Source organism: Aureliella helgolandensis (genome assembly GCF_007752135.1).
Classification (GTDB): domain Bacteria; phylum Planctomycetota; class Planctomycetia; order Pirellulales; family Pirellulaceae; genus Aureliella; species Aureliella helgolandensis.
In genome coordinates, this window is record NZ_CP036298.1 from 1,929,501 (window position 1) to 1,949,190 (window position 19,690).

At 54.1% G+C, this 19,690-nt stretch carries 14 protein-coding genes; 1 reads left to right on the forward strand and 13 read right to left on the reverse strand.

What is annotated here, in order from left to right:
* Positions 1–72 precede the first annotated feature (72 nt).
* Positions 73–285, reverse strand: coding sequence for a chemotaxis protein CheB (locus Q31a_RS31330; protein WP_145086944.1), 213 nt, complete (start codon positions 283–285; stop codon positions 73–75).
* Positions 286–1,164: 879 nt separating this feature from the next.
* On the opposite strand from Q31a_RS31330, the gene Q31a_RS06820 reads away from it, so the two are divergent.
* Positions 1,165–2,679 (forward strand): porin, encoded by a 1,515-nt coding sequence (locus Q31a_RS06820; RefSeq protein WP_231691093.1) that lies wholly within the window; start codon positions 1,165–1,167, stop codon positions 2,677–2,679.
* A 290-nt stretch (positions 2,680–2,969) separates the two neighbouring features.
* Here the strand turns inward: Q31a_RS06820 and Q31a_RS06825 are convergent, their stop codons facing one another.
* From Q31a_RS06825 to Q31a_RS06880, 12 genes are all read right to left on the reverse strand, one after another.
* Positions 2,970–3,425 (reverse strand): carboxypeptidase regulatory-like domain-containing protein, encoded by a 456-nt coding sequence (locus Q31a_RS06825; protein WP_145075862.1) that lies wholly within the window; start codon positions 3,423–3,425, stop codon positions 2,970–2,972.
* On the reverse strand, positions 3,415–4,425 hold the full coding sequence (locus tag Q31a_RS06830) for a DUF1559 family PulG-like putative transporter (RefSeq protein ID WP_231691094.1): 1,011 nt from the start codon (positions 4,423–4,425) through the stop codon (positions 3,415–3,417). The genes Q31a_RS06825 and Q31a_RS06830 overlap by 11 nt, the downstream gene beginning before the upstream one ends.
* A gap of 152 nt (positions 4,426–4,577) precedes the next feature.
* Positions 4,578–6,182: a permease gene (locus tag Q31a_RS06835; protein ID WP_145075869.1), complete on the reverse strand. Its 1,605-nt coding sequence runs from the start codon at positions 6,180–6,182 to the stop codon at positions 4,578–4,580.
* Positions 6,179–6,793: a hypothetical protein gene (locus tag Q31a_RS06840; RefSeq protein ID WP_145075872.1), complete on the reverse strand. Its 615-nt coding sequence runs from the start codon at positions 6,791–6,793 to the stop codon at positions 6,179–6,181. Before Q31a_RS06840 ends, Q31a_RS06835 begins: the two co-directional genes overlap by 4 nt.
* Complete coding sequence (locus tag Q31a_RS06845; RefSeq protein ID WP_145075875.1) at positions 6,790–7,746, reverse strand: AAA family ATPase; 957 nt, start codon at positions 7,744–7,746, stop codon at positions 6,790–6,792. The genes Q31a_RS06840 and Q31a_RS06845 overlap by 4 nt, the downstream gene beginning before the upstream one ends.
* On the reverse strand, positions 7,743–10,157 hold the full coding sequence (locus tag Q31a_RS06850) for a transglutaminase-like domain-containing protein (RefSeq protein ID WP_145075878.1): 2,415 nt from the start codon (positions 10,155–10,157) through the stop codon (positions 7,743–7,745). Before Q31a_RS06850 ends, Q31a_RS06845 begins: the two co-directional genes overlap by 4 nt.
* Positions 10,138–11,424: a DUF58 domain-containing protein gene (locus Q31a_RS06855; protein ID WP_145075880.1), complete on the reverse strand. Its 1,287-nt coding sequence runs from the start codon at positions 11,422–11,424 to the stop codon at positions 10,138–10,140. Before Q31a_RS06855 ends, Q31a_RS06850 begins: the two co-directional genes overlap by 20 nt.
* 16 nt (positions 11,425–11,440) lie before the next feature.
* A complete protein-coding gene (locus Q31a_RS06860; protein ID WP_197356363.1) occupies positions 11,441–12,208 on the reverse strand; it encodes a choice-of-anchor M domain-containing protein in 768 nt (255 codons plus the stop codon).
* A gap of 64 nt (positions 12,209–12,272) precedes the next feature.
* Positions 12,273–13,400 carry a DUF1559 domain-containing protein gene (locus Q31a_RS06865; RefSeq protein ID WP_145075886.1) on the reverse strand — a complete coding sequence of 376 codons (1,128 nt, stop codon included), beginning with the start codon at positions 13,398–13,400 and terminating at the stop codon, positions 12,273–12,275.
* A 932-nt stretch (positions 13,401–14,332) separates the two neighbouring features.
* Positions 14,333–18,583: a cobaltochelatase subunit CobN gene (locus Q31a_RS06870; RefSeq protein ID WP_145075889.1), complete on the reverse strand. Its 4,251-nt coding sequence runs from the start codon at positions 18,581–18,583 to the stop codon at positions 14,333–14,335.
* A gap of 3 nt (positions 18,584–18,586) precedes the next feature.
* The gene (locus Q31a_RS06875; protein ID WP_145075893.1) at positions 18,587–18,988 is read right to left on the reverse strand and encodes a DUF2149 domain-containing protein; all 402 of its coding nucleotides are present in this window, start codon (positions 18,986–18,988) and stop codon (positions 18,587–18,589) included.
* Complete coding sequence (locus Q31a_RS06880; RefSeq protein WP_145075896.1) at positions 18,981–19,679, reverse strand: MotA/TolQ/ExbB proton channel family protein; 699 nt, start codon at positions 19,677–19,679, stop codon at positions 18,981–18,983. The genes Q31a_RS06875 and Q31a_RS06880 overlap by 8 nt, the downstream gene beginning before the upstream one ends.
* Positions 19,680–19,690: the final 11 nt, after the last annotated feature.

The following is a 19,690-nucleotide window of genomic DNA, read 5'->3' on the forward strand; positions in this document are numbered from 1 at the left end:
GCTATCGCAAGACGAAGCAACCGAGCGAATCAGCAACGCAGGCGACAATTGTTAGGAAGTAGTGGGAGGGGACTACGTAGACGTGATTTGCTTCAACGAAAATCCCTGTTTGGCGTCGAAAACCCGGAGCAAGCTGACCTTGGATAACAGCGACACCAGCTGGCTCTCGTGCGATGGACCGAGCTGAGGAACCAACACGAAGGCCACTTCGCTGTCGACGGGAACTGAACTCAGGAATTGTTTGAAGGCATTTAATCCACCTGCCAAGGCAACGACTCCGACGATCGAAAACCGAGCACTTTAAAGACGTCGGTGTTTCTCAAGATTTCCGCTCTCGTCATTTACAAGGGTACTGATTGGCTTTATGCACGAGGATAAAACGCTTGCTGGTCAATCGACGATCGGGGGGGCAGGGGCTGCGTGAAGCAATTGGCCCCTTGCAGTAACCAACTCTATCCACCAAGTGCAGCCTTCGCGGGCCACCGCGAGCAGAATGGTTGAATCCGCCAAGCCCACCCGTGACCGAGATACCGTCTCGTCGCATGGCATTTGCTCGCTTGGACGGGTTGCTCCCGGTCGTCTCTGCGATGGCATCGCAGCGTACGCGGATATCATTTTGGCCTCGCAGAATCGTCGAATTCAGGCCCGACCGCAGTCGTTGTTCTTGCCCCATGTCGAACCGACCGAGAGCGTCATGTGCAGGTGACGATGCATGCCACGCCCACCTTTATCGTGAAGTGCAGCCAATTCGTCCTTTCAGTGGATCTGACCCGACGTTGTCGATTTGATAGCTCGTCATGGCGGTTTCGCACTCAAACGCCTCGAACCAAGCGAGCCATCGACCGCCATGGAGCGTCCTGCACCTGGATACGAGTCCGTTTCATCGTTGTTGCCGAGACTGATAGTGGCTGGAGCATCGCGGTGCACTTCGTCTAGCAGGCAATCTTGAGATTACTGCATGGGAAGTCTCTAGGCAACGCTTCAAGAAGATCGATTCTGCGAGGGGGGCGGGCGTTAATACCGTTCCAGACTGCATTTTCCGCAGCACCTCGGAGAGCTACTAATCGATTTATTCGTATTCAATGGCACAGACGCCAGAACCCACCGATTACGAATAGTCGAAATGGATGTTAATTCCGCTCCGTGAGACGTAGGTCAAGGGAAATGCTAGCGAAACTAACTCAAGTAATGCTGGAGGTATTCGCCGCGCTGACTACGGTGAGCGCTTCATACTGTTTAGCTCAAAATGTGGAAGCCTCCCCCTCCCTTACTGCATTGCAGCAGCAAATCGATTATCAGGCAGCGCAAATCGACGAATTGACGAAACTGCTCGGAGGCAAGCAGGCCGCGGCTGCATCACCATTTGGCGCAGCTCTGGGCAGGGAGGACAAGTCGCGTATGCCTGGAAGCGTGCTGGGGGATCCGCTAATCTTGGAAAAGCCGACTGATGTGACCAGCGATAACAGTAGTAACGCTAGCGGGAGTCATCCGACGCTAAACTTCTACGCAGACTACGATCGAGGGTTTGTAGTCCGGGCGTTCGATCCCCCAAAGCATCCCTTTGAGCTCAACGTCAGTGGCTGGATACAGTTTCGCCACCACGCTTTTGACCGCGATGTAGCGTCGTGGACAGATAGCGCAGGGGGGACCAGGCTAGTACGAGACCGCAATGCGTTTGACATCGAACGCGGGCGCCTCGTGTTTTCCGGCTTTGCCGTTGATCAGCGACTCACCTACTTCCTTCAACTAGATGGGGATACGGACGGGGCGCATAGCGTCGACTTTTTTGACTACTGGTGGGGCTGGCAACTGACAGATTCGTTTCAGTTGCAGTTCGGGAAACGCAAAGTTTCTGCAAGCCGCCAGTGGCTATTGGGCGCTCGACGAACCCGATTCATCGATCGCCCCATGGCCAATGACTTTTTCCGGCCAGATCGAACTGTCGGGATATTTGGAGTTGGAACGATTGGTGACAATGGCCACTATGAGTTAATGGTCGGCAACGGTTATCACACTGCGAATCTGCCGAACCTAATCACCGACGACCGATTCACATTCGCCGCGACCAACTATTTTGATTCTCGCGGCAACATTGGTGGTCAGATCGTGGACTTTGATTGCACGCGAAACCCGTTGGTGCGTTTCGGGCATTCCTTTGTCTATTCGCCAAACACGTCCGATGCAATTGGCATTCCCTTGGGAGAGGCCGACTTTCTCCGACTGTCCGATGGAACGCGTCTTACGCAGACGGGAGCACTTGCTGCCGGAGTAACTGTGTCTGAGTACGACATCGTTTTCTACGGCCTCGACGCCATCTTCAAATGGCGAGGGTGGAGCTTCGATTCAGAAGTCTTCATGCGTTGGATCGATAACATCATTGCGGACGCACCGCTGCCCGATGATAGCCTGGAACAGTATGGCTTTTACACGGAAGGTGGCTACTTCTTGATCCCCAAGAAACTCGACGTCAATGCCCGCTACTCGCAAGTGAAAGGCGAGCAGGGAACGGCATCTGAGTATGCAGCAGGATTCAATTGGTATCCGCTTGGCAAGCCGCAGCTGAAGGCATCCTTTGACGTTACGGTATTGGACGGTAGTCCGCTTCAAAACACCGCGAGCGACATATTGGTAGGTGACGATGGAATACTGTTCCGAAGTCAGCTTCAGGCCGAATTTTGATCCGTACCACGAGGTGAGTTTCCTTCACACGCTCCTGGGGTGAGTTCTCACCAGCGCAGTGTTGTGGCGGATCAGTCCGCAGGGGAGGCCGCCTTCCGTCCCCGCGGTTCTTGATATGTCGTTTGCGTTTTCGAATCAAATCTGCTTTAATCGTCTTCACTCGAAATCTCCATCGTGGTTAGCGAGCGGCTTGTTGGGCTGGTGAAAAAAGACCAACAAACTGCAGGATATTTCGAGTTTTTTTATGCGCAAATGCTCCGCCAAGCAAGTGGAGTACGCTTGTTTAAGGACTAGTTGTGAGAGTGATCGACCGGCTGGTGCTCTAAGGCTCCCTGAACTTCAATAAGTAGGTGATTGCTTTCACCTGGCGAAATTTCGATGGTTAGCCCGGAGGTTGAATAGCTGGCAAAGCGTCGGTCGATGACTCCAATAGTGCTTGGGCGATGTCCTGCTATTCCTTCGGCCATCACGAATTGAGCGACGACGCAGTCGTGAGTTCCCGCCACTGCGCCGTCCCCGTCTTTGTACGTGGTGAGCGTAAAGCTCCCATCGGGTTGGATCTGTCCGCGAGCTTGTACGCCGTGCTGACGTGATTTTAATTCAACTGTACCGACGTGAACGGGGCCACCCGAAGTGAACTCGACTTTTCCGGCAACGGGGTAAGTTGGTAAATGGTCCGAACAACCCACCGCTGTTAAAAAAAACAACGCAAGTGTTGCACCATGAATCCTGCGTCTACTCAGCATGGCTCACGACCATTCCGTCAGCGCGGTTGCATAAGTTTCCGAGTGTCTCGGTGTCGATCGTTTTGGTGATACCACGAACACTGCCGTCAGCCAGCACGAAGTGGCAAACGCCTGGATGCCAACTTCCCCAACTCACGAGGCCGTTTCCTTCGTCCCGATTGTTTTGCACAATTGGCACCGTAGGCCCGCCGACTCGCGTAGAATTGAACACATGATCGCCGTTGAAAATGAATGCATCTTCTGGTGAGCTTCCGAGCTTTCCAAGTGGCACATGCATTTCGCCTGATAAAAACGTGCTGCTCAATCCATCGGTAATATGGCTCATGCGAAGCTTGTCGGTCCAATCAAGCGGAACGTCCGAATTGCACTTGGCGTGACTAGAAATAATGACTCCGTTGCCATTCCCGCCATAGTAGAAGTCGCTTGGTAGACCGGACGATCCAGGGGATAGGTCGCCATGGTTGCCGCCATAGTCGCCAACTGCGCCGCTGATTTGCTCAACGCCGCTAGTTGTCACAGGGACTTTACAGCCGCAAGGTAGAGTGATCCAAGTCGTGGTCGCTGCTACCACGACCCCTTCACCTCTTGCACTTGAAGCTGTTCGGCGCGAAGGGCAACAATAGGATGCCACCGTGAATTCGCGAATCTCCGGAGAATGATCGGCATAGGCGATCGAGTAGTCCCACCGTGCCTCGGCTGATGCCTGTTCAATGAACGGCATGATGCGCACAAGCCAAGTTGTTTGCTCTCCCCCACACGCTCGGTCTGCCGGAGCATCGGGACGCGGTTGATAGCGAGCTGGCGGAAACGCCTTCAGCGTGTCATGAAACATGTGCGTCGCCAAACCAATTTGATGCAAGTTGTTTTGGCACTGCATTGCACGAGCCGCCTCACGGGCCGCTTGGACAGCGGGAAGCAGCAATCCAACAAGGATGCCAATGATGGATATAACAACTAACAGTTCGACTAGCGTAAACGCCTTCTTAATACGACTACTCAAAATCGATTTCTACCCTCTGTTGTAGCCATTGGGGCCCAGTTTGTGTGCCTCAATTCTACCTGGGGCATTTCGAAAATGTGCTATCGACTCACTTATTCTGCGGCACGGTCTAAAAAACTGTTGCGGTTTTGTCGATTGTCTGGCAGTTTCGTTTACTTTTCTTCAAATGCCACGCTCAATCTGCGGCCATTTTCTGAAATTAGAGTACGCAGTGCGTCCAACTCCTCGCTGTGCGATGAGTCGCCGGTCTCACTACGTAGTTCCTGAGTTTCCTGCTCATGTTCCAATTCATGCTCGAGGCTTTCGAGTTTTTTCCTTAACAGGTAGGCCTGGATTTGCTGGTAAGGACGCAGTTCGAAGTGCCGCAACGCGTAGCCCACTTCCAGCTTCCGAGACCATTCCTCCAGGATCGGGATCCAGTGTAGTGCGCGATCGTACTCACGGCTGGTAATGCCGGTGAGCACTTCCACGCGCGCTAAGCTCATTTCCTCGAGGACTTCTCTTGGTTTCGGATAGTAGGCGTAGCAACCGACAATACTCAAAGCGACAAGGCCAGCTAAGCAAGTCAAACCAACGATGCGCGGTGATACCTGTCGATTCAAACCACTTCCAACGCTTGGGGATTCGAGGGAATCCTCCACGTTTTCTGATGCTTTCCTAAAATCTGCCTCTAGCATTCTATCAGTAAAACTTCGGGCAACAGTGAGACTGGCGGCTCCACTGGCAAGCATTACGGCGACCAACCCCGTGGTTGCAGCGTCAAAGATGCTGAGATTCTTGACGATCGCGTCCCAGATCGTGGCAAGCGACAGCGGGGTGCCGCTGTGAAATGGATTCGTATACACATCGAATGCATGGGTATGTCCTGCGGGTTCAACTCCAGGCGGTATCAACGGGCGATCGATGGCATAAGCAACGCCGAGTACTACGGCGAACAAGACGCCAAACCAAATCGCAGTTGAACGCCAGCCGAAATTCTGGCCAATCCACCACAGCGTGCCGAGGTTTACACCAGTCCCCAACAATAGCAACGCGAAGGCGGCTCCAGGTGAATTGCCGTGTGCGAACATCATCCCAAGTTGACTCATCGTCAACATCGGTGTTGCGTAGATGGGTACCGCAACTAGCGACATGATGGTGGGAGCTAAGGTATCGCCCTGTTCGACCGAGGACTGCAGTGCTCCGTGTGGTAAGAGTGACCCCAGGAACCACAAGCCAGCGAGCGCAATCAAAGCTAGAACTCCGCTTGGTCCGCACAGCTCACGCCCCATGAAAATCGCAGAAACCCCAAGTCTTCGCAAGCCAATCGGCGCTCCGACGCGATTGGCCGAATCGCTGTGGGGAGCTGCGAATCGATCCCAGATTAGTCCAAGGATGGTGACAACCAACAGCGATCCGAAAGCGAAACCCACAATCACGTAAGGTCGAGAAAGCGTAAGTCCATAGAGTAGCGACAAGGGGTTGAACAACGGTGCAGACAGTGCAAAAGCAGTGATCGCACCGGGACGAATACCCATCCGTCGCAACTCGCGAATGATGGGAATCACACCGATTGAGCAAACCGGTAACAGCATGCCGACCAACCAGGCTTGTGGCAGGGCCCACACCGACTCACTGCCAAACAATCGTTTCGTGCCCGATTGCCCCAAGTAATATCTCAACACCGCTGCAATGAACAATCCAACAGCTAGAGTTGGTGCGGCTGCCGCGATGCCTTGTACGAATCGCACCAAGCCACCCATTACCATCACATTCATGTTTTGTCTCCCGGGCGTGTTGGGGCTTCTATGATGTCACTAGAGGCTGATTCCGTCGCGTCCTGCAAAACGCTAGCCGGTTCTTCCGCAAGAGGCGTATCAGTTAAACTCGGCAGCAGTTGGGCGGACTCTACTAAGAGAGCTTGGAGCCTGCGGAAATCTTCTTCAATATCGGACGCACTCACATCGCTGCGCGACAAGTGCTCACGCATAACTTCACATAACTCATAAATGGGTAACCACTGCGATTCGCTCAAGTCGGTGTCGGCGGCTACTTCGGGGATCCACTCCACCAAATCCCGCAATTCAGATTCGCATTGCTCGCTCCCATTTTCTTCGGTTGCAAGCTTCGACTCCCCCACTACGCTTGCCAATCGGCTTATGCGTTGATCGATCTTTGTGGCTGCGTCGACTAGGCCACTTGGCCAGTGCGCAGGCAAGTCATGTTCTTCTTCGAACAAAGACTCCTTTTCCACCCCGCAGCCCGTCAGCAGAAGGCAAATCAATAGGCATGCCCCAAAGACCTGTTGGCATACGAGCGAATTGCCTGGGCACGAATCGGCCAAGAGCGTTTGTCGGCTGACGATCCGAGAACGTAGAACACTGATCATCGATAGTTCGGTACGTCGACCGCCTCCAGGATACTTTGGATCACATCATTGGTTCTAGCGTTGCGAACCACCAGTCGCACTCCGAGCACTGGTTCGGCGACCGCTTGAACGTCATCGGGGATGACAAAGTCGCGATCGTGCAGCAATGCCCAGGCTTTAGCAACTTGCTGCCATATCAACATTCCACGTGGGCTGACACCGAGGACTACTTGAGCATGCTGCCGCGATTGCTCGCATAGGGAGATGATGTAGTGCTGGACTGCATCGGCGACAAGAATCTCACTAACATGACACTGCGCGTGTGCAAGATCATCGACGGAGAGTGGAGTCGCGCCGCCAGAAGTGAAGCTGCGTGTCTGGAGTTTGAGAATCGACAATTGTGCTTCGCGATCCGGATAGCCGATTTCGAGCTTCATTGCAAAGCGATCGAGTTGAGCTTCGGGAAGTGGATAGGCTCCGTGACTATCGATCGGATTCTGTGTCGCGATCACAAAGAAGGACGGGGACAACAGCTGCGAGCGACCGTCAATGGTGACCTGTCGTTCAGCCATTGCTTCAAACATAGCGCTCTGCGTGCGTGGCGTGGTGCGATTGATTTCATCGGCTAGCAAAATGTCCGCGAAAACTGGCCCCGGGTGAAACTCGAATTCTCGCGATTTTTGATTGAACAAATTGAATCCAGTTATATCAGTAGGCAGCAAGTCCGGCGTGCATTGAATCCGCCCAAACTTGGCCTGAAAACTAGACGCGACCGCTTTCGCGAGGGTTGTCTTACCCAATCCTGGAAGATCGTCCAACAACAGGTGCCCTCCGGCCAACAGGCAAGCAATCACCAATTCGATCCGATCTCGCTTGCCAAGTAACGCTTCGTTGAGCTGTTTCCGCAGGACATCGATGACCTTCGCGGTTGTTTCCACGGTGTCTCTTCGTTCGGTGTGTACAATTGAATTCATGAAGGGCTCTCGACGATGCGTAACTTGCGAAGTTTAGCCACGGTAAGTTCTCTCCAAAGTTCCAGAATAGAGGTGCGTTGCTCTGCCGATAGCGAGCTGCGGTTGCCAAATAGCAGACAATCCGATGCTTCGAGTACGGTACGAACTTTATTACTTTGGCATTCAGGAAGATTCAATGATGCCGACAGATGTTTCCGCAGTACGGCACCGCGTGGTCGCTTTCTGCCCAAAAGCGATAGACGGACATCCAATATCCAAGCCGTCCACCGCACCCGACGCCTGTCGCTGAGGACGACTAGGGCAGGAGCACAACACCAGCAAAGTAAATCGAAGATCCAAGCTCGTAGTAGGTACAAGATGCTGAGGCTGATTGATGCAACAAGACAGCAGCCAGCAATCTCCCAACGTGCTTGCATGGCCTGATACCAGATGCTGGCGGTGGTACGAGGAGCACGATAGCCAGGTGTAGGCTCGAGTGGAATCCAATAACCGTGCCCGGCGTTGATTTCGAGCCACACATGGACATCGCTGCCTTGAACCGCGTACTCGTTGTCGGCTTTAACGTAATGCTTGGGATTTATATAGAAGCCCGTGACCAGACGCGTTTCATAGCCCAAATGCTCGAGCATCAAAGCTGCCACAGTTGCGAACAGGTAGCTTGGCCCAGATCGTACTTGCAAGAACTGCTCAAGTGCTGTCTGGTGTTTAGTATCCACGTTGCCCTGCCTGTGTCGGAACTCTCTGCGCAGGCCTTCGACGACAGAACGGACTTGCTCCCAACCTCTTGACGTTTCGTCTGCATAGCTGTGTGCAAGTTCCGCCAGTTCTTCTTGGCATGTCTTCGCGCCACCCACGTGCTCCTTTCCCGGTGAACAATGTTGAAGCAACTGCTCCATTTTTTCGAGGTCGATCTCCCCGTTCACGAAACGCACCATGGTATAGTCGGGGACGCGCTCGCGTCCCGGCATCGAGAGACAATCCGAGGCATCGTAGTGGAAGAAGTCGGCACGGCTAATTTGATCTATACTCCACAGCTTGGTTCCACAGCGACTCGGGATGATCGGCGATCCGTATCGCGTGAACTTGGCCGCTTCGGCCACTGCGCCGCGAAAGGGGCTGAGCGAACTCGCAAATTTGTTGCCCGGCGCGAAAAACCAACTTTGTTGCTCGACTTCAATCGCTCCAGGTTTGGCTGCGCGTGATGCTTCAGCTCTCGTTATTGGTGCCCCGGTCCAAGTTACTCCGTCAAAATGATGAAAACGTTCGACCGCCAAGTGTGCGTGCGCTCCGCCTTGCCAGAAGAATAGTGCGTTCGAAACTAGGTCCTCGGGCAGTGCCTTGCGTTCAGTTGGCTTGCGCTCGATTCCGAATTCGCTTGCACTGGACGAGCGATTGGCTTCGCTAAATTTCCCTTCATCGCTTTGAACATCTTGTGGCGACAATGCCTGAGCTTGTTCCACCGATTCCTTTGGCTTAGGCTCGCCAAACTCATCGCTGAACACATCGAACAGACTAGGCTTCTCCGAATCGAGGAACATGTCGGTTTCCACCGCGCCGAAGGATGTCGCGTGGTTCTTGGCGGCGATCAATGCGTCGCCATTGCCAACTCCTGATCGAGCCGCGCTGTCCTTGCCGGTTGTTCCACCGCTGGTCGGCATCAGCTCTGCTCGCAACCTTTGCCATACCGGCACTCGATGGCCAATCGCTAGAGTACTTCCGACGAACACAACAAGAACTAGCGCGAGATAAGTCCAACGGAGGCCCACAGACCTATCGATGTGCTCGGCGGACCTCGATTCCAGGCCCTCCCAATGATTGCCTACCAACCACCACATACACAGCGCAACCCAGGCATAAGCAAACCAGGTTGCCGATGCGACATCCGAGATGAGTGTTGCAAATAGAGCTACGAAACCGCTGCACACGACGGATAGGCTAACGGTACGTGACCGTGTCCCCAATAAAGCACTCGACAATCCCGCCCAACCAAGAGTTCCGAGCATGACAATTTCCGATCCATTGCCAACTCCGCAGCGTTTGGCGAGAAAATTGATGGCCCAAGGGGAGGCGAAAGCGACAAGTAGTAATATTACCGTCGCTACATTGAGTCGTTGTTCCAAGCCTTGCCGTAGTGGCAATTGTCCCAGCGAGGTACGCAAGCGATGGCAGCAGCCTGCCGCGAGGATAACCCCGGCACATAGAATTGCTTCCCAGGCCATGAACAACACGCTGTCATAATTCGCTCTACGTTGCACTAGAGTTACTAGTGCCACGCAAGCCATGGCAATAGCACCGGAACGTCGACGAGTCAGCGAGTGTTCTACTCGCTGCACGAGTGGTTGTCGCCGCAGAAAATTCTCGGTGGTGCTGGGCGATGATCGCGGTGCTGCACTAAGCGGCGAAATTTGCAAGATCGGCCTCCATAAGCAGTTGTTCCAGTTGCGAAGCAATATCTTGATCCAGGTCGATCAAACCGCCATTGTGAACTCGGCCAGATTCTCCTCTGCCACTACAGTCTGTGCTGCGAAAGCCTCGACCTGGCGTGATCAGTTCGAAGCAGATGGTTTGCTCGCGATGTGGGCGTCCGTTCTCGTCCCAAGCATGTATTCGAATCGTTGGCATGCTCGGCTCCACGTGCGATGTGGCCTGTAATTTCTCTGGACTACTGTCCAGCGGTACGTCCGACAACAAATCTCTTGCCCGCCGAGAAGCATGTGGGCCAGGCGGCAGGCAAATTGGTTGGTCGTCGATCCACAATCGGAACGGTATATGGCGTGCAGAGAGTAGTTCACTCACGCTAGCCGCCAATCGTACTCGCCAGGCCAAATTCTCTCTGGCGCATCTCGCTGTTCCTAAGCTGCGAGCTGTTGACAATTGCACATTGATCGTCTCCTGTTGGGGGCCGCCACGTTCGCACACAACCAGTCGCTCATTCCGCGCCGATTGAGCCCAATGAATGGATTTCAAAGAATCGCCATCGCGAAAATCTCTTACACCTTGAAACTCACCGTGCTTGCAAGGCCTGTTTCCGGGACCATGATCGGACCACTTTGAACCCACGCGTTCAACATCGGACTGCAGAGGGATGTACAACGGCCGCACCAGTACAGGGACGACGTCTTCTACTCCGATTCGAGCAGTCCAAATGCCGAATGGAAACGAACAAGCTATCTTTGGGGGGACGGTTGGATAATGGCCTCGATACTCTGGACACAGAGGCAGTCGATAGGTCGCTCGGCTAAAGGCTGGGACCAGTCCCAGCACGCCATCAGCCTGAGCTTGCCTATCATCCTCTGCATCGCCCATTTGAGAAAAATATCCTTCGATGCGCAGGCCAGTAATCGGCAGCGGCAAGTAGTTCGTTACGCTAAAGCTCAAGAACGTGTCTTGTCGTTCCCGCAGCTCAAAGTCCACCGGCCGTAGTTTGCAGCGTACGCAACGCGTTGCCAGCCAGGGAAAGCTCAGTCCGAGGACAATTACTGTTGCCAAACCCGCCGCCACGCTCCAGCCCAGCGGGCTTAAGAACGCTCCTACCAGCAAGCTCGCGACCAGCGCCAGTGCGAACCAACCCACCGGCTCCTTTAGCCAGTAGACATACCGATTCGCCCACGGACAAAAGTCGCGGTTGGACAGCGCGTAGATGCGGTCAACCAACCGGCCTAAGTGAATGAAATTCATCCCAGTGCATGCCTTCTTAGGTGCCGATGCGTCGGCGATGGAAAAGCCCACCTGCCGCGACGAATCCAGCAAGCAGCAGACTGCTGGGTTCTGGCACTGCGGAAATCTCGCTGCCGGTTACAAAGCGAAACGAGGCAGTATCGGAATACAATCCCTGGGCAATTGAGCCGGCGCCAGAGTTCGTTCCACTAATCGATAGACTGACGTCGTAGATGCCTTCGCCAGTGAAGCCAAAGTTGTAGTGATCGTGACTGAGAGGATTTTGCGTCCAACTATTGTCTGTCCCCGTTGGCGCCAGAGTAGATGCGAATACAACAGGATTCCCCAAACTGTCGCTTTGCCACAACGCAAACTCAGAAGGGGCACCCGAAAAAGTGGTGATTGAATTAAACGTCCAAGTGAGCGGCGTCGACCAACCGTCAGAGGCGTTTAGCTCTTCGGTTCCGAAGCCCAGAAAGGGTTTCTGCGGATTGGAACTCTGTGGAAGGAACCAAACCGAATCTCCGGCGTTGGCTGACAAAAAATCCCACTGCGAGCCGGTTGGGCGAGCAATCGACGGATTGGGAACCCCGATGAGAAGATCGCCTGGATCGTATTCCCCGGCCGGTGCCGTTCCACCGCCAAAGAGCCCTACAGGATCTTCGTTATGCGAATGCAAATGAAGATTTCCATCTTCGAAGCCGACTCCAAGATCGGAGTGACCGGAGATATAGATTTCTGCGTGAATAGAATTAGTTACTGAGTGCAAGACGCAAATGGTCAATGCAAAAACAAATGTCTTCATGGATGCGTTTCCTGGTAAGGATTGAGTACGGGTGAGTACATTAAAACTGGATGCAAAAAAACGATTAGGGTATTTCACCGACGGCCTCACCTCCATTGCGAGAACCAATCGACCACCACACTTGGTTGTCGATGCTATCGCTCAGGAACTGGATATGGCCATCGACGAAGCAAAGCAAGGCTCCTCCCACGTGATTGCTACTGGCAGTCACAATGTTGCTGCCGTCGTCTTCGCCACCATACAGGTGGCAGTTGCGCGTGTTCAGCGGCATGACGTGCATGTACAAGTTCGATGCCAGCGTCCATCCTGAGATCCAACTACGGCCATGCGGCAGAGAATAGGTGGGATCAGCTACCGACACTCCATTGCAGTACGTAACCCAATCCCCGAGCCGTCGATTGCTACTGCCGGCTCCAGCACAGAATGATGTGGTTGCAGGTTTGGAACTGCCCTGCATGGTGGTTCCAAAAGGTCCGGTAGTTCCCACCGCATTGTTGATGAGGCGTTCCGCTACGAGAGCGGTGCTCGAAGTGCCGTCCGTGAAGTCGCGTAACTTGATCTTGGGTATTTGCCAAGCATCAGGCTGGAGGGGATTGATGATTGGCATCGCGCCATTCGCGACTTTGAGTGGTGCCCCCGATCCTTCGATTCCGGTTGCACCACGAACCCATCCTAGGTTTCCTGCATACGATCCAGGGGCGGGCTGGGCAGTACCGAGCGTTGGTGTCTGAAGGACTGGGTCGGATGGGCAAAGAAATGTGGGTACGATTGTTGCAGCAGCTCGAGCGTTCGGATGCGTAGCACTCATGGTTAAATGCCTGTAGTCAAAACTGCCTGAGAAGCTTTTGTCATCAACCATCGACTGGCAGAAGTCAATCGAGTTGTAGAGTGGCCCCTGCTCAATCTGCGGTAGGATCCTCGCCATCCAACTCGCAAAACCGCTCCCCAACTGTGGATTCGCGTGGCTTGGCCCGGTTGTCGTAAGTGGAAGCGATCTGTGGAGCGTTTCATAATTTAGGATGGCCAGCCCCATCTGCTTGAGATTGTTGGCGCACTGCATCCTCCTGGCTGCTTCGCGTGCCGCTTGCACCGCCGGAAGAAGCAATCCGACAAGGACTCCGACAATAGCGATCACCACCAGCAGCTCCACGAGCGTGAAACCACGTCGTGCGCTCGACGATTCCGTAAACATGGAAATTCCCGTTAGTTGAAATTGTTCGTTCCAAGTACAAGTCGCCCGGGCAGCGCGGTTGGCGTCTGACAAAGGTTTGGTCGGACCATTTACGGCGCGCCGCGCATACCGCGGGCAAACGTGCACTTGGATTTAGTCGAAAACGTTGACAACGCGCGTTCACACTTCGATGCCACGGCGACACTTTGACCCCAACGGACACAAGATTGCGAGGGATCGAGCCTTGATGGATCGAAAGCATGGGCGAAGAAAGTGAAATCGCGAGCGACACGAACGGGCGAACCCAACGCGTGAGGATGCAGACGAAATCAGCTCAAGAAATACCGCACAGCTAGGCGCGGCTTGGCGGCCCTCGGGCCTTGAGATAGACAGTCCGAATGGAATCGGCTGATAGATACGACGTAGCAATTGAGGTGATCAGTTGGCCGCTGTAGACTTCGATAACGAAGCTGTGCTCGGACTGAGCTTGCGCGTAAAAGGCACAGATGGAGCACGGACCATGACTGGCCACAATTTCGGGACGGTCGCTTGGGGCCGACGCCCCGTGCTCCGATAAATGCTCACCATGCGAACAGCAATGCGACGAGTGGCTTTCGCCGCTTGACGGAGCATGTTCGATTTGGCAGGAAGCGTCGCTATGTGAGCACGCAGGCTCGTGATGGTGCCAATGAGGCCCAACCGCAGCTGGCACTCCATAGAGTGCAATCAAGCATATTGCGACGATACGTTGGGAAAACAACTGAGAACTCCGCACAAACGGGTGCGGTCCGACCGAGCGTAAGTCTATACACAACCGGCGGTCATGTCAACTTTCGCGACGACGAATCGCAGCAAACTTTCATCCGATATCTTACAGCAATTCTTTAATTTTGTTGAGCTGCCTGACACCGAAACGATCTAGCGCTCTTCCTGGCAACGAGAATTGATTGTAACTAGGCAGCTGGTGAAGTCGTGAGCGTGCTTTTGCAGGACCTGCGAAAACCCGCTGCAAGACCACCGATTACAATCGCGAGGAACAGCCAGATCGCCCTTGTCGGCTGGGTTTCGTTTTCAGCCGGTTGTTCAACCACCTGATCGCGAATTTCCTTCATCTCGATGCCTTCGACCTTTGCAGGCGATTCGTTGGGTTGGATGGCAGCGGCGAGGGCAGCCTGGTATTCACTGACGGTTTGCGGGGTCGCGCCGGAACTGGGGGCATTGAGTTGCTTACCTAGGAACTCGTGGAAAGCTGCGTTACCGCAAGTCTCATAGGAACACGCGGCCCCATGTTCGGCAACAAGTTCGACGTGGACCTGGGCCAAGCGTTGAAGGACCTCAGCAGCGGGATTCCAGTACCCTTTGCGTGCGGTCTCAAGCATCACCGCGGTCATTTCTTGTAATGCGTACGGGTTTTTGTCTTCAAAATACTCACGCATTTCTAGGTTGTATTTGTCTTCGATGTAGACTTTGTACGTTTCGTCCCACATGTCTTGTTTGATGGCAGAGGGTTGCATCACGTTCCAGCCATACATATTGCGAACACTTTCGGTGAGAGAGGCTGCCGCCGAGGCGCCTTCGCGTTGCATGCCTTGGATATACTTCGGGTTCCACATCGTGGTGCGCGCCTCTTCACGGATCGCACCGACCGACGTTGTCACTTTCGCGCGTCCTGGTTGGCGTAGATCGCTGAAATATCCAGTGGGATCGTTGCCAGTCGTTTCACGAACCGCCAAAGTGATTCCACCCATGAACTCGTAGACGTGGTCGAGCGACAAAGGTCCCCAGGTATTCGAGCTACGCGGATGAACCACCGCGTCCACGCCTTGCATCTGCGCCTCCAATAAACCAGGCAGGACCGTCCCCCAGCGATCGCCATCGCGGTAGACGCCAGACATATTCTGGATGTACTGCTTGGCGACTCGATCGCTTGCTTCCCAAGTGTCGCCCTTTTCCACCATGCCCATGATCTGCGTGCCATAACTACTGTTGCTTGCGGAACCGAAGATGCGAGCTGTCGCGAAATCCCTCGCGTTTTTGGCGGAGATGCCATTGGACTTAAGTGTCAGTTCTGTCTGTTCGGTCCCTTCACGGACGAAGTTCGGATACTCCTCTGCTTCGATCGCACTCGCAATCTGAACCGCGTTGTCGATCAATGCGATGCGAGAAGCGGCGGCGTCGCGAAATTGCCCAGAGGTCTGTACCAACACATCAATCCTTGGCCGATTCAATTCACTCGCAGGAATGGCCTCTACGTCATAAACTACGCCGCGCGAGTTCCACACTGGCCGCATGCCCATTAAGTAGAGTATCTGAGCCAGTCCGGTTCCTTTACCACGAATGAACTCTCCGCCCCAAAGAGATATGGCCACTTGCCGAGGGTATTGTCCGCCATGGCTCGCCCGATGCGCTTCAAGCATTTGATCGGTGAGTTTCATGCCAACTCTCCAAGCTTCGGGGCTAGGCGTTTGCTCTGCGTTGATCGAATAGAGATTGCGACCTGTCGGCACTGCGTCAGGATTGACCAGCGGATCGCCACCGCTGGATGGTGCAATATATTCCGCGTTGAGCGCTGCCACGATTTCGTCGAGTTCGGTCTGAGGCGAGCTGCGAAGGTTTGCAGCGTTTTGCTTGGCAGAGTTGATGAGTTCGATGAGTGCCTGTTGGTCTTGTGGACGCTTTGAAACCCAAGATTGAAATTCATTAACGTCTTTCCAAAGACCTCCATCCGCTTGTGCTGCTGCGGAAGGGATTGAGGGTTGGTCTCCCGATACGTCTTCGAAAACAGGAGCAGGAGACACCTTGGTTTCGTCGGATGAAGGCGCCTTCTTGGTTGCGCCCGAGACACCGTCCGACTCTTGACCGCGTTTGGGGAGTTCAGCGGCGCGCATGGCTTCGATCGCTTGCGTCATCTTCAGTTGTTGCTCGGGTGTGAAAATCTCATCAACCTGCAACTCGTTAGACAGCACGGACTCCACAAACTGCGCGGCCCATTGCTGTTGGAACTCAAGCTTTGCGGGATCGTCTGCCCTGCCGAGTGAGGCAAGCAGTTGATCGACTCCTTGTTCGCCCATCATGGCGGTGACTGTTTGTTGAACTTGATCGGGGGCGAGCTCGCGCCCGATTACGTGCAGGCCATCGGTCACACTTTGGTCCTTCAATTGATGGATGTAATTGTGCACCTCTGTCAGCTCGTCTTCCTTGAGCATTCGCCCCGCGAGATGTTCCGCATCGAGTCCCAAATCGGTCGCGATGTTCAATTCACGCACCAGCTCCGTGACGGAACGGAGCGTCTCTTCACGCAACAGCGGATCTTCGACTTGCTCCCAATCGTGAATCTTGTCATGCAGCAGCGACAGTTCGCCGTACAATCCGGCTTCCATGAAAGGTGGCGTGAGGTGTGATACAATGACGGCATTGGAACGTCGTTTGGCTACCAAGGCTTCTCCGACGTTGTTGATCACGTAAGGGTAAATGTGAGGCACGTCGCCGATGAGAATCTGTGGCCAACAATCACGGCTTAAGCAATTGGATTTACCGTAAGTAAACTCCAGGGATCCGTGCGTGCCAAAGTGCATGATGGCATCAGCACCGAATCCATAGCGGGCCCACAGGTAGGAGCCTAGATAGAAATGGGGAGCGGCTTGGTCCGTACCGTGAATCGAGCTGATTTCGTTTTCGTTCTCGCCGCCGCCCACCGTCGGCTGAGGCATGATGACAACGTTGCCGAATCGAATACGACTGATGACAAGGTGCGGCTTGCCTTCGACGTTGGTCACCATCTTGTCGCCAGGGAGATCTCCCCAAAGATCAATCGTCTCCTGCTGACGCTTCGGTGAAAGAGCCTCTTGGAACCAGCGCGCATACTCCTTCGCCGGAACCAATTCGGGGTCAGCTTCTCGCAAGAATGTTTCGTAGGCGCCGAGCGCCCACTGCCCGAGAGTCTTGCCCTTGGTCTGAATCAAGTCAAAAAGCGCTTCGGGAGATTCAGGCAAACCGTCTCCCAAATCATAGCCTTCAGCTTCAAGACGCTTCAGCGTATTCCATAAAGCCGGGACGACCTCCAAACCGCCAGCTGAGAGCGCTGCAAGCCCAGGCGATTTGTAGTACACAATGACCAGCTTCTTTTCGGAGTTGGACTTCTTGCGAAGTTCTAACCAATTCATTGCCAAGTCGACCCGTGCCGTCATTTGGTCGTCCATTGGTGTCCGAACGCTTAAGTTGCGTTCGTTGGGTTCCATCGACGTAACGACGATGGGCTCGATGATGCCGTCCAGTTCAGGTGCCGTGATGGACTGTCCCAGAAAACCGCCCTCCATCCCGCGTTCGTCGGCCAACCAAACATCACGGCTGCTGAGTAGCGGGAGCGCGCTGACGATCGGACAATCCAACTCTCGCAAGAGTGCGTCTCCTTCGCCGCCGCGCGACAGGCGGCCGTGGGGAAACGTGAGGATCAGGTCCGGCTGAATTTCACGCAGCAATGGAAGCATCTCGGAACGACCGAACATGGGATAGACTTTCGCACCTCCGTCTTCGAGTGCTGTGAGGAGTGCATCGACCGGGGCACGATTGAGCGTATCTTGCGGGTCCATGAAGCTCCCCAGCAAGACAACTTTATGAGACTTGCTATCGGCCCCCAATCCACGTTGCGATTGAAACTGTTCAAACTCATCCAGTGTCTCGAACACCGTGTCATCATGGTGAAAAAAACCGCTTTGCGGATTTTCGATCAGAGGAGGCACTTTTACCTCGCGGCCTCCCAAGTGATGAGCGGCATAGTGAGTCATACCAATCAAATTCGCCTCGCCACCATTCTGCATGTATTCGGCGATTGCAAGGCGATGCTCCTCAGGCACAGACGTTTGCTGCTCGGAGAGCGCGTTGGTGGCCGTGCGAATGTAGAAATGCGTGCCCGACTCCCTCGCAGCATCCATTCGTGCGACTTGCTCATTAGTCAGATTAAGTCCCTGACCGCGAATGAAAACAAGGTTGTAGTTGCTCAACCGAGCGGTTTCTATTCCTGAGTCCTCGTAGCGATGAATGGTATAGCCGGCTTGCTGAATCGCAGTTTCCCAATTCGCCCAGTCGGTATCCGAGAATCCAATCGTCGCGATCCGGAATGGTCGCAAGTACTCATAGTATGCCCATAGCCCTCCGGCAAAGAACGCGAGCAGCACACCGAGCGAAATCAGAAGTCGTTTAGTCATGTTTTATTCCTCGTCCTCAGCTGGTACATATACGACACGTCCATCGGGCAAGCGGTACGCCTGACCGAGTAGCTCGCCTTGGCCAGCGCCGGTGGCCTCTGAGGCTTCGTAGTGCTTAATCTCCTCACCTTCTTTGACCACGATCTCCATGTCCGGCGTTCCCGGGTTGGTGATGATGGTGTAATCGCTTTCCTTCAACAGGGCCGGGACTTGTAGGTAGGAGACGAGCGCAACCATTAGGGCCACAGCGAATACCATGGCCGCGTCGAAAAGATTGGCCAAACCAGAGAGAGGCTCCACTTCCGCGTCCTCTTCAAATGAACTGGCTCTTTTGAGTCGCCGCAAACGCAAGTCATTGAGCAGTGTTCGCTGATCTATGCTCTGAGTTGCTAGTGGATCAGACATGGGAAATCTCCTCGACGTCGGCCTGTTGTGCTATCTCGTCCGAGGCGGCTTGCAGGACTTCCAACTGGCTGGTTGATTCCATCTCTTCCATAATTAGTGGCCGACCTGCAGCTGCACGAAGACTGATGCGATCAACACAGAGATTTAGCAGTGCCGAATCTACTTGGAACCAATGCTTTTTCACAGACACCAGGTAACCCGCGACGAGTCCGACGAAAAGCCCGAGTACCGTTGTGGAGAATGCAATGACCAGATTGTTACTCATCGTTTGTATGTCTCCGACCGCCAAACCCACCAGTGCCGGCCCCAGCGGTATCAACGTGCCCATCAAGCCCAGGCCGGGACCAAGTTTTACTAGGCCTCGTAAGCTTTCGAGCTGTCGTCGCCACCCCAATTCCGCTCGTTCGGCGAGGTATGCGATCTGCGCCAAGTCGTTCGCCGCCGCTAACATCTGGAAGACGATTCGTTGCACTTCGCATCGCTGTTCCTGGATTGGCAAGATCGCGGAATCTTGCACTAAAGCTTGCTCCAGAGTTGCAGTAGAGTCTTTCTGTTGTAATCGAGTTAGGTATTCCTGAAGTACGCGTCCGGATTGAATAAGCGTCCTAACGACCGATACAAGCAGTACGACTAGAACAGGAATAAGTAGTGCGTTGGAAAAAATGTAGAATACTTCGGTCAACAGTTGCATGGAATTGCTTT

Coding starts and splice junctions, on each gene's coding strand:
- Q31a_RS06820 (WP_231691093.1), top strand. CDS start 1,165: ATGCTAGCGAAACTAACTCAAGTAATGCTGGAGGTATTCGCCGCGCTG.
- Q31a_RS06825 (WP_145075862.1), bottom strand. CDS start 3,425: ATGCTGAGTAGACGCAGGATTCATGGTGCAACACTTGCGTTGTTTTTT.
- Q31a_RS06835 (WP_145075869.1), bottom strand. CDS start 6,182: ATGAATGTGATGGTAATGGGTGGCTTGGTGCGATTCGTACAAGGCATC.
- Q31a_RS06840 (WP_145075872.1), bottom strand. CDS start 6,793: ATGATCAGTGTTCTACGTTCTCGGATCGTCAGCCGACAAACGCTCTTG.
- Q31a_RS06845 (WP_145075875.1), bottom strand. CDS start 7,746: ATGAATTCAATTGTACACACCGAACGAAGAGACACCGTGGAAACAACC.
- Q31a_RS06855 (WP_145075880.1), bottom strand. CDS start 11,424: ATGAATTTCATTCACTTAGGCCGGTTGGTTGACCGCATCTACGCGCTG.
- Q31a_RS06860 (WP_197356363.1), bottom strand. CDS start 12,208: ATGAAGACATTTGTTTTTGCATTGACCATTTGCGTCTTGCACTCAGTA.
- Q31a_RS06865 (WP_145075886.1), bottom strand. CDS start 13,400: ATGTTTACGGAATCGTCGAGCGCACGACGTGGTTTCACGCTCGTGGAG.
- Q31a_RS06870 (WP_145075889.1), bottom strand. CDS start 18,583: ATGACTAAACGACTTCTGATTTCGCTCGGTGTGCTGCTCGCGTTCTTT.
- Q31a_RS06875 (WP_145075893.1), bottom strand. CDS start 18,988: ATGTCTGATCCACTAGCAACTCAGAGCATAGATCAGCGAACACTGCTC.
- Q31a_RS06880 (WP_145075896.1), bottom strand. CDS start 19,679: ATGCAACTGTTGACCGAAGTATTCTACATTTTTTCCAACGCACTACTT.